This is a genomic window from Streptococcus sp. HMSC065E03 (assembly GCF_001815045.1).
GTDB classification, from domain to species: domain Bacteria; phylum Bacillota; class Bacilli; order Lactobacillales; family Streptococcaceae; genus Streptococcus; species Streptococcus parasanguinis_AD.
In genome coordinates this window covers 8941-19062 of sequence record NZ_KV818838.1, presented here as the reverse complement: position 1 = coordinate 19062, position 10122 = coordinate 8941, and the positions used below count along the sequence as shown (strand labels likewise).

Sequence of the window (10122 nt, the reverse complement as noted above, 5' to 3'; positions counted from 1 at the left end):
TACAACTACGACAACAGAAGAGCCGACGACTACTTCAACCACAACAACTGCAGAGCCAACAACGACTACAACAACAACTGCAGAGCCAACGACAATAACAACGACAACTCCAGAGAAACCGGTGACTCCAGGAAGTGAAGAATCAACCACAACGACCACAACTGGAAAACCAGGACCAAAAGGTGGAAACAATGGAGGAGGGCGTAAAGCGCTTCTTCCTAATACAGGTGAAGTTGCAGCAACTGGATTTGTATTCTCAGGAGCCTTTGTGTTAGCAGGTGCAGTCGTATTGAAACGAAAATTGTCTATTAAATAAACAATGAGTTTCTACATAAGGGGAGAGCATGAGCTCTCTCTTTTTTGGGAATGTATTATGGAGAAAAGGGATGAAATTATCAATCTTAATAACCCTCTTGAATGAGGAGCTGGTACTTCCTCAAACTCATCGTGAAATTTCTAATCAGCTTGAGCAAATGTTAGGGAAAGAGCTCTCTGATTATGAAATCCTCTACATCGATGATGGAAGTAGTGACAAGACCTTTGAGTTAATTGAAGAATTTGCAAGAGAAAACGACCGCATCAAATATATCCGTTTCAGTCGAAATTTTGGACGAGAGAGCGGTATCTTGGCTGGTTTTAAATATGCCAGTGGGGATGCGGTGATGGTCATGGACGGGGATCTCCAGCATCCACCATACTTGATTCCCTTATTCTTAGAAGCTTATAATGAGGGCTATGATATTGTTAGTGGCCAACGAACTCGTGAAGGAGAATCTTTTGTAGGAAGTTCCTTTGCACGTTTGTTTTACTTCTTGTCAAATCGCTCCATGGATGTGCACCTAACAGATGGGAAATCTGAATTAAGACTGCTTAGCCGAAAAGCCATGGAAGCCTTTGTGTCAATGCCAGAGTACAATCGCTTTAATAAAGGTTTGTATGAATGGATTGGTTTTAAAGAGAAAGTAATTCCTTATAAGAATGAAACCCGTAAGGCTGGAAAGAGCAAGTTTGGTTTTAAGAAATCTTTGAATTATGCGATTCAAGGAATTATTTCTTTTAATGATCGTCCTCTCCGTGTTTGTATTCAATTCGGTTTCATCTGTTTAGGGCTGGCTCTTTTATATCTAGTGTTTGAGTTTATGAAATATATCTTCGCTGCTGGGAATTATGTGAGTGGTTATTTCACAACGATTGCGGCTATTATATTATTTAGTGGAGTGCAACTCATCTTCATCGGAATTCTTGGAGAGTATATTGGCAAGATCTATTACGAAGTGAAGCGTCGTCCTCATTTCATCATTGAAGAGACCAATATCGAACAAGCGAAGAAAAATCATATCGGCTAAAGAAGATAGGAGAAAACATGTTAATCTGGTTCATGCGTTGGCAAGAGTTTTGGAAAAAACATCCAAAGAAAGTTCTCTATGCTACAAGTGCCCTGCTCCCAATGACCATCATGCTCATTGTGTGGGCTTTTATAGGGATGTATCCTTTTGGGAGTAAGAGTCTGATGGCTGTTGACTTTGGACAGCAATATATCAGTTTCTTTGGCTTGCTAAAAAATGCCATCTTGACGGGGGATCTATCTAGTTTGAGTTATTCTTTCACCAAGTCTCTTGGTGGAGATATGATCGGTGTGCTCGGCTACTATTTAATGAGTCCCTTCAACATCATCTATATTCTAGCTCCCCTCAAATATTTTGGAGCAGCAGTATTTTTAACCATTTGGCTCCGCTACGGGGCAATCGGTCTATCCTTTGCTTTCCTTTTAATCAAGCGCTACAAAGGATTAGAATCTAGAAAATGGTTGGTTCCATTATTCTCGACAGCCTATGCCTTGTCAGGAATGTTGGTTTCTTATCAGATGAACGTCATCTTCTATGATGCCATGATCATGCTTCCTATTGTGATTGTGTATTTGGAAGAATTATTAGATGGGAAATCTCCTTATCGCTATGCTTTTGCTCTGGGATTGACGGTCTTGCTTCAGTTTTATATGGGCTATATGATCTCCATTTTCATCGCTCTGTATGCCTGCTACTATGTATCGCCAAGATTGCTGGTTGAGGGAGATCTAAAGGCAAAGATTAAAAACTTTAGTATCCCTTTATTGCAAGCGGTGATCTATTCGATTATTGGGATTGCGACAGCCTCAGTCTTGCTCTTGCCTGTATTTTTCAACCTGATTGAAAGTAAGGGGCAAGTTGGAGGAGGCATGACCTTCTCATTTGCCTTCCAAATTAACCCTTTAGATATTCTTTCTAAGTTGGTTGTTGGTGGCTTTGATACGACATCAGGGTGGTCAGCGGGTCCCAACCTTCCCAATATTTATATTGGAGCGCTCGGCTTTCTTGGTTTTATCTTTTATTTCCTATCGCAAAAAGTTGGAAAAGCCAAAAAATGGGCTGCAGGGATTGTTACCCTCATTTTCCTGATTTCCTTTGTCAATGAATTTGTCAGTAAGATATGGCATATGGGACAAAACCCAGCTGGTTTCTTCTTCCGTTTTTCTTGGCTGTTTTCATTCTTTATGCTAGTCCTAGCTTATCAAGCGATGAAGCAGAAGATCGTTATTTCCAAACGAACCAACTGCATCATCGGCTTGGGCTTGCTCTTGTCGGTAGTCTATCTCTATTTCCATCAGTATAGTTTTATCTCAAAGACTCAACCGCAAGCGATCAGCCGTTTCCTCTCCAAGTTCTCTATTCTAAGTGTTCTGGGAATAGCAGCGGTGACCTGCTTCATCTTCTATGCGTATTGGGAAAAATCTCAGAAGAGCCAATTGGAAAAAATGATTCGAATGGCTCTAGCAGCGGTCATCTTAGTGCTAGCTGCTGTCTTATTAAAGACAGGCTATCTCTTGTCGCAAGTGGGGATTACAGCGATGCTCTACCTGAGCATTCTCTTTATCCTAAACTTTAAGATCTCACGTTTATCCATGATTGTCATATCTGTGCTCACAATCTTCGAGTTTGGCTATAATGCCTATTTGTCCCAAGTAACATTTGGGTATGATGATGTGCACAAGTTTGCAGATGCGACTGTTTCGGTCAAGCGCGTGACAGACAATATCCAAGAAAATGCAGATCAAAAATTCTATCGGATTGCCACAGATTTTGCCTATTCCAGAACTGTTCCTTCCTTGGTGTCCTATCCAGGCTTAAGTACCTTTAGCTCAAGTTTGGAACGTAGCACCATGGATCACTTTGCTTTCATGGGAGATCTTGGAGTCAATGCGGCGACCCAATATTCAAACGGGACACCTTTGACAGATGCTTTATATGGTGTTCGTTACTTTATGAGTGCCAAGGATTTTGATCCCAAGGAGATTGAAGCCAATCCGGATAAGATGTACTTTTATCGATTTACAGACCGCTTTGATCTGCATCGCTATTTCACAGACAAGGTCTATGAGGACAAGCGTTATGTCGTCTATAAGAATCCAAATTCCTTCCCACTTGCATACGGGACTAACAGTCTGGTAAGAAATATTCAATTTGGTGCCAATAATGCCTTTGCTAACCAGAATATCATTTTGAACTCCATGGAGGGGCATCAAAAGGCCAATAATGATACCGTTGAGTACTTTAAACCCTTGGCGTTCAGCTCGATCGAGACAGAAAATGTGATCGAAGAAAAGGTTAATAAGGAAACGGGAGAAGCCATCTATAAGAGAGCGGATTCGTCAAAAGATGCCATTATTCGTTATAAGGTCACTCCACGTACCAATTACACCTATTATTTCTTTACTCCTGTATCTTTGATCCAAAACCAAGATTACTCGGTTTTACTCAATAATAAATGGTTGCTCAATGCTAAAATTTTTACGCAAAGACAAATTTGGCAGTTGACAGATCAAACTGAAAACCAAGAAACCGTTATTGAATTTAGATTTAGAACAGATCACATTGATATGAGCAATGCAGGTGTTTATCGTGCCGACGTTGATCAGATTCAACAGGTATTAGAAAACCGGAAGAAACAAGGTTTACAAGTAACCGAGTTTTCAAATACCCATATTGTTGGCGATGTGTCTATCACAGATGATAGTAACTATATGATGACTTCCATTCCATACAGCGATGGCTGGAAAGTGAAAGTGGATGGGAAGTTTGTCAAAACCGAAAAAGCATGGAATGCATTCTTATCCTTCCCAATCTCAAAGGGAAATCATAAGGTTGAATTCGTCTTTAGACAAAAAGGCGTGATCCTGGGTGCCTTGCTATCTATTGTTTCTGTTGCTTACCTCGTCATTCAAATGAGACGAAGCAGAAGTAATGAAGGACAATAAGGTGTGAGAGTATCAAAAACTGTGATCAACACAAAAAAGGATCGCATCCAATGGGATGCGATCCTTTTTTATATGATCCGCAATGCAAACGATTAGTTATTAGAAATCTTGCGTTTCAAGATGACGGCTCCTGATAGGATAGCAACACCGATCAAGATGACACCAGTAGCGACTGCTTCACCTGTTTTTGGCAGGAATGTCTTGCGACCTCCGTTTGAAGTTGTGGTGCCAGAATCATCTGGGTTACCAGGTTTGGTCGTATTCGTTGTTGGCCCTTCTGGAGTTGTTGTCGTAGTGGTCGTTGGAGTCGGCACTGGTTTTTCAGACGTGGTTGTAGTCGTCGTTGTAGTTGTTGTCGTAGTCGGCGTAGGTTTTGGACCTTCTGTCGTCGTTGTTGTAGTTGTTGGCTCTTGAGTCGTCGTAGTCGTTGTTGTAGGTTCTTCAGTTGTTGTTGAAGTTGTTGTTGACTCTGGAGTTGTTGTAGTGGTAGTAGGTGTAGGTTCCTCAGTTGTTGTCGTAGTCGTTGTTGGCTCTTGAGTCGTCGTAGTAGTTGTTGTCGGCTCTTGAGTCGTTGTAGAGGTTGTTGTCGTAGTAGTAGTTGTAGTGGTTGTTGTAGTCGTTGTCTGTTCTTTTGGATTGACGATCGTCTTCGTAACCTTATGATCCTTACCAAAATCTTCAGCATTTACGACGGTGTCAGCCTCCTTGATCGTATAACCCGCAGGGGCCTCGGTTTCTGTTAAGATGTATTTATCTTTTAAGAGCGCATTAACCGTAATATCTCCGTTCTCATCTGTAACGTATTCCCCAATCACTTGGTTGTTGGCTTGACGAACGATTTTAAACTTAGCTCCAGCAAGTGGCTGACTTTCATCGTTTACCTTGTGGACATGAATTGTAAAGACATAACCGACACCAGATCCTCCTGCGACTTGGACAGCGGCTGTGTTTGTCACATCTTTTGTTTCAAACTGCTTTCCTTTAAGGGTAGCATCGTTTTTAAGAAGTTCCCCGTCTACAGGCTCGTAATTTAAGCGAACATCATAATCGATCCGATATTGATCGTTTTCGCTAATGTCCCCCAGATTGACAACAAAAGATTGACCATCTTCACTGATGGTAACAGGGTGTTGATCCGTTACATCAACACGATTTGAAAAGACCCATTCACCTGCTTCAAATGAGAACTTCCCTTTGATGACTTTGATGCTGTCTTTTACATAGGAAGCATTTGTAAATCTCAAATGATCTTCAATAGTGACTTCTTTGATATTTTGTTTACTTTTATTAACAGAAATAGTATAGGTGACTGTTTTATGGTCGTTGTCATTCACCCAACTAGTTTTTGATAATGGAGTTGGGTTACCGTCTCCGACTCCTTTAAAGGTAACCTTCCCGCCGATCTTGGTTTCTCCATTGACGGTAATTTCAACAGGGACTTCCCCTTGTTGAGGGTGTTTCTTAAAGTCGATCCGCGCATAGAAGAAGAAGGATCCCTGGGTATCTGAGTGTTTTTCGACATAGTCAGTGTAAGTCAATGACAATTTCTTATTGTCTTTGTCAACCGTTGCGTGGGCAATGACCTCATTCGTATTGACATCACGAATTTCAAAACTTTGCGACGTAATGATCAAAGCATCTGGAACGGTGAGATCAGTCGTATCACCTTTTTTGACATTCTTACCAGCTAAGTCGAAATCAGCATTGATACGAAATGTTGCCCATTGTCCTAATTCCCAATCAAGGTTGCCACCTTCATTATTGGTAACTTTGATATTTTTGATTGTATCGACCAATTTTCCGCTTACTGACACTCCAGGAGTTTCTGCTGAAGTGCGATTCAGACCTAAAGCGAAAAGCATGGCCACTAAACAAAGGACAAATGAGAAAATTTTGATATTCCTATTCTTCATCTTATCTTCCCTTTTCATAAAAAAATTAGTGCCTAATCATCAATACCTGATTACTTTTAACGATATGGACCTTTCAAATCCTATCTGTTGGTAATTAGAATTGAGTGCTGAGACACGACCTCCATTAAATAATTTTATAGGGTAAAATATTTTATTTTTAAAATTATTCCCTACACAGGGAATTATAGCAAAAATAATAATTAGCTTCAAGCTAAAATTGGTAAAATTAGGCAGGAATTATGGTTATTTAAGCCGTTTCATTAACTTTCACTTTCTTTTAGAAAACAACCATGAAAGTGCCATACAATTTACAAATAATGAAGGTGAAAAAGGAGGTTTTTACTCAAAAAATACGAATAGTAGTATAGAGAAGACGCTAGGGCAAAGTGATGGTATAATAGAAGAGATGGAAACTATTTAGATAAAAGAGGAATTATGATGACAAAAATTCGTGGATTTGAACTTGTATCAAGCTATACTAATCAGGACTTGTTGCCAAAACGGGAGACAGCTCATGCGGCTGGTTACGACTTAAAGGTGGCAGAACGCACGGTGATTGCTCCTGGGGGAATCGTCCTCGTCCCAACTGGGGTCAAGGCCTATATGCAACCGACTGAGGTGCTCTATCTCTATGACCGTTCCTCTAACCCTCGTAAAAAAGGCCTGGTCTTAATCAACTCTGTGGGCGTTATCGATGGAGACTATTATGGCAATCCAGGAAATGAAGGCCATATCTTTGCTCAGATGAAAAACATCACCGATCAAGAAGTTGTTCTTGAAGTTGGAGAACGTGTGGTTCAGGCTGTCTTTGCTCCTTTCTTAATTGCAGATGGAGATGAGGCGGATGGCGTGCGGACGGGTGGCTTTGGAAGTACGGGGAAATAGAGGAATAAAATGGCAGACTATTTATTAGTTGTAGACATGCAGTCAGATTATGTTGCTGTAGGAAAAGCATATCATGAAGAACTGACTGCAGCTGTAAATGACAAAATTGCTACCTATCCTAGCGAACGAGTTATCTATATTCTCAATCGTTTTTTCTGGGAGAGAAAAGATAGAAAGAAGAAATTTACGACCGGCTTGCTGGTTGTATCTTCTCGTATTTTTGAGAAGCGTCGGGCTTCTTGCTTTACTAATCCAGATTTAAAAGATTTTTTAGAGGGAAACGGTGCTAAAAGCATAGAGTTTATAGGGGTGGATGGCAATGGCTGTGTCAAGGCTTCCGTTTTGGCAGCTGTCAAGGAGAATTATCAGGTTTCTGTCGATTTGTCTGCTGTCGGAGTTGCCAACCAGAAGAAATTCTCTAAAACACTGAAGCAGTGGCAAGATTGCGGAATCAAGATTGGATAGTTTTATGGGGATCTTAATATGAAAATTATTTTTATCCGTCACGGGGAGCCAAATTACCGTGAGTTAGAGGAGCGTTCCTATACTGGATTCGGGATAGATTTGGCACCCTTATCTGAGAAAGGAAGACAACAAGCTCAGGAACTTTGCAAAAATCCTTTATTTGGCTCAGCTGATATCCTGGTGTCTTCTGCAGTGACGCGAGCTTTAGAAACGGCTTTTTATGTATCCTGTGCTACTGGCCTTCCTTTGAGGGTAGAGCCATTATTGCATGAATGGCAGGTTTATGAAACAGGTATAGAGAACTTTGAAACAGCTAGATGTCTGTTTTTAGAAAACAAGGGGGAGTTGCTCCCAAATTCTCCTGTTCAATATGAGACAGCTGTAGAGATGAAGTCTCGTTTTCTAGAATGCATGGCTAAGTATCGGGGACATCAAACTGTGGTAGTTGTAGCCCATCGCATGCTTATGCGCCAGTTTGTGCCAAATGAGAAGATTGATTTTTGCCAAGTGATTGAATGTGAGATAGAGATATAGAAAGAGGTTTATTATCGCAAAGAAAAAAACGACTTTTATTTGTCAAAATTGTGCCTACAACTCACCCAAATACCTAGGGCGCTGTCCCAACTGTGGTTCTTGGTCTTCTTTTGTCGAGGAAGTCGAGGTTGCAGAGGTTAAGAATGCGCGTGTGTCCTTGACGGGTGAAAAGACCAAACCTATGAAACTGGCGGACGTGACCTCTATCAATGTTCACCGGACCAAGACCGAGATGGAAGAATTCAACCGCGTCCTTGGTGGCGGTGTGGTCCCAGGGAGTCTCGTTCTCATCGGGGGAGATCCAGGAATTGGGAAATCGACCCTGCTTCTTCAAGTATCGACCCAACTATCTCAAGTGGGAACGGTACTCTACGTTAGTGGAGAGGAGTCAGCTCAGCAGATCAAACTTCGAGCTGAGCGCTTGGGAGATATCGACAGTGAGTTTTATCTTTATGCAGAAACCAATATGCAGAGCGTGAGAGCTGAGGTGGAGCGAATCCAGCCTAACTTCCTCATCATCGACTCGATTCAGACCATTATGTCTCCTGAGATTTCAGGGGTTCAGGGATCAGTCTCTCAAGTACGCGAGGTCACGGCTGAGCTCATGCAGCTGGCCAAGACCAATAACATCGCCATCTTTATCGTGGGGCATGTGACCAAGGAAGGAACCTTGGCGGGTCCTCGGATGCTGGAACACATGGTGGATACGGTGCTCTACTTTGAGGGAGAACGCCACCATACCTTCCGGATCCTGAGAGCGGTCAAAAACCGTTTTGGCTCGACCAATGAGATCGGTATCTTCGAAATGCAATCAGGTGGCTTGGTTGAGGTCCTCAATCCCAGTCAGGTCTTTCTAGAAGAGCGCCTGGATGGTGCGACCGGATCCTCTATCGTGGTTACCATGGAGGGGACACGTCCGATTCTAGCTGAAGTGCAGGCCTTGGTGACGCCAACCATGTTTGGGAATGCCAAGCGGACGACAACGGGGCTTGATTTCAATCGGGCTAGTCTTATCATGGCGGTGTTAGAAAAACGAGCGGGTTTGCTCCTTCAAAATCAGGATGCCTACCTCAAGTCAGCTGGTGGCGTCAAATTGGATGAGCCAGCTATCGACCTAGCCGTAGCCGTAGCCATTGCCTCCAGCTACAAGGACAAGCCCACCAACCCGCAGGAATGTTTTGTCGGAGAGCTAGGCTTGACAGGAGAAGTCCGCCGGGTCAACCGGATCGAACAACGGATCAATGAAGCTGCCAAGCTCGGTTTTACCAAGATTTATGTTCCAAAAAACTCTCTGACGGGGATTTCGACACCATCAGGGATCGAAGTGGTCGGTGTGAGTACACTGTCTGAAGTCTTGAAGAAAGTATTTTAATTTTAATAGTAGAGAAGTCTTAAACGGGAAGTTTAAGGCTTTTTTTCAGATGTGACAGATGACAGGAGGTATCCCCTGACAGAAAGGATCGGATATGGTAAAATAATAGATGGTTTGAATTTCAAAGGAATGAAGGAGAGACCATGTCTTATTTTGATAATTTTTTAACAGCCAACCAAGCTTATGTAGCGTTGCATGGAGATCTCCGTCTTCCGATTAAGCCCAAAACACAAGTTGCCATCGTGACCTGTATGGATTCCCGCCTTCACGTGGCACCAGCACTGGGCCTGGCTCTTGGAGATGCCCATATTTTGCGGAATGCTGGAGGGCGCGTGACAGATGACATGATCCGCTCCTTGGTTATTTCCCAGCAACAGATGGGGACCCGCGAAATTGTCGTCTTGCACCATACAGACTGTGGCGCACAAACCTTTGAAAACGAAGCTTTCCGGCAGCATCTAAAGAAAGAACTGGGAGTAGATGTGGGAGAACGCGACTTCCTCCCCTTTCAAGACATTGAAGAGAGTGTCCGTGAAGATATGGAGATTTTGAAAGCTTCCCCTTTGATTCCAGAGGATGTGGTGATTTCAGGAGCTGTGTATGATGTGGATACTGGTTTGATTTCAGAAGTGAAATAAACATAGAGAAGAGTATAGGAAGAC

The 10122-nt window shown here is 42.4% G+C and carries 9 protein-coding genes; 8 read left to right on the top strand and 1 reads right to left on the bottom strand.

Annotated features, from left to right (window positions below):
- From HMPREF3002_RS00940 to HMPREF3002_RS00930, 3 genes are all read left to right on the top strand, one after another.
- A partial coding sequence (locus HMPREF3002_RS00940; protein ID WP_141754470.1) for an LPXTG cell wall anchor domain-containing protein occupies positions 1-316 on the top strand: 316 nt, incomplete at its 5' end.
- Between the two features lie 70 nt (positions 317-386).
- Positions 387-1346 (top strand): glycosyltransferase PgfS, encoded by a 960-nt coding sequence (locus tag HMPREF3002_RS00935; protein WP_070664855.1) that lies wholly within the window; start codon positions 387-389, stop codon positions 1344-1346.
- 17 nt (positions 1347-1363) lie between these two features.
- Positions 1364-4291: a glycosyltransferase PgfM1 gene (locus HMPREF3002_RS00930; RefSeq protein ID WP_070664853.1), complete on the top strand. Its 2928-nt coding sequence runs from the start codon at positions 1364-1366 to the stop codon at positions 4289-4291.
- A gap of 92 nt (positions 4292-4383) precedes the next feature.
- Here the strand turns inward: HMPREF3002_RS00930 and HMPREF3002_RS00925 are convergent, their stop codons facing one another.
- Positions 4384-6204, bottom strand: coding sequence for an LPXTG cell wall anchor domain-containing protein (locus tag HMPREF3002_RS00925; RefSeq protein ID WP_070664850.1), 1821 nt, complete (start codon positions 6202-6204; stop codon positions 4384-4386).
- 438 nt (positions 6205-6642) lie between these two features.
- Here HMPREF3002_RS00925 and HMPREF3002_RS00920 point away from each other — a divergent pair, with 438 nt between their 5' ends.
- The 5 genes from HMPREF3002_RS00920 (at position 6643) to HMPREF3002_RS00900 (ending at position 10098) form a co-directional block, all read left to right on the top strand.
- Positions 6643-7089, top strand: coding sequence for a dUTP diphosphatase (locus tag HMPREF3002_RS00920; protein WP_070664857.1), 447 nt, complete (start codon positions 6643-6645; stop codon positions 7087-7089).
- A 9-nt stretch (positions 7090-7098) separates the two neighbouring features.
- The gene (locus HMPREF3002_RS10795; RefSeq protein ID WP_049491772.1) at positions 7099-7554 is read left to right on the top strand and encodes an isochorismatase family protein; all 456 of its coding nucleotides are present in this window, start codon (positions 7099-7101) and stop codon (positions 7552-7554) included.
- Between the two features lie 18 nt (positions 7555-7572).
- Entirely contained in the window at positions 7573-8088 is a 516-nt protein-coding gene (locus tag HMPREF3002_RS10790; RefSeq protein WP_045759966.1) for a histidine phosphatase family protein, read from the top strand.
- Positions 8089-8101: 13 nt separating this feature from the next.
- Positions 8102-9460 carry a DNA repair protein RadA gene (radA, locus tag HMPREF3002_RS00905; protein ID WP_083312636.1) on the top strand — a complete coding sequence of 453 codons (1359 nt, stop codon included), beginning with the start codon at positions 8102-8104 and terminating at the stop codon, positions 9458-9460.
- A gap of 143 nt (positions 9461-9603) precedes the next feature.
- Positions 9604-10098, top strand: coding sequence for a beta-class carbonic anhydrase (locus HMPREF3002_RS00900; protein WP_070664844.1), 495 nt, complete (start codon positions 9604-9606; stop codon positions 10096-10098).
- Positions 10099-10122 lie beyond the last annotated feature (24 nt).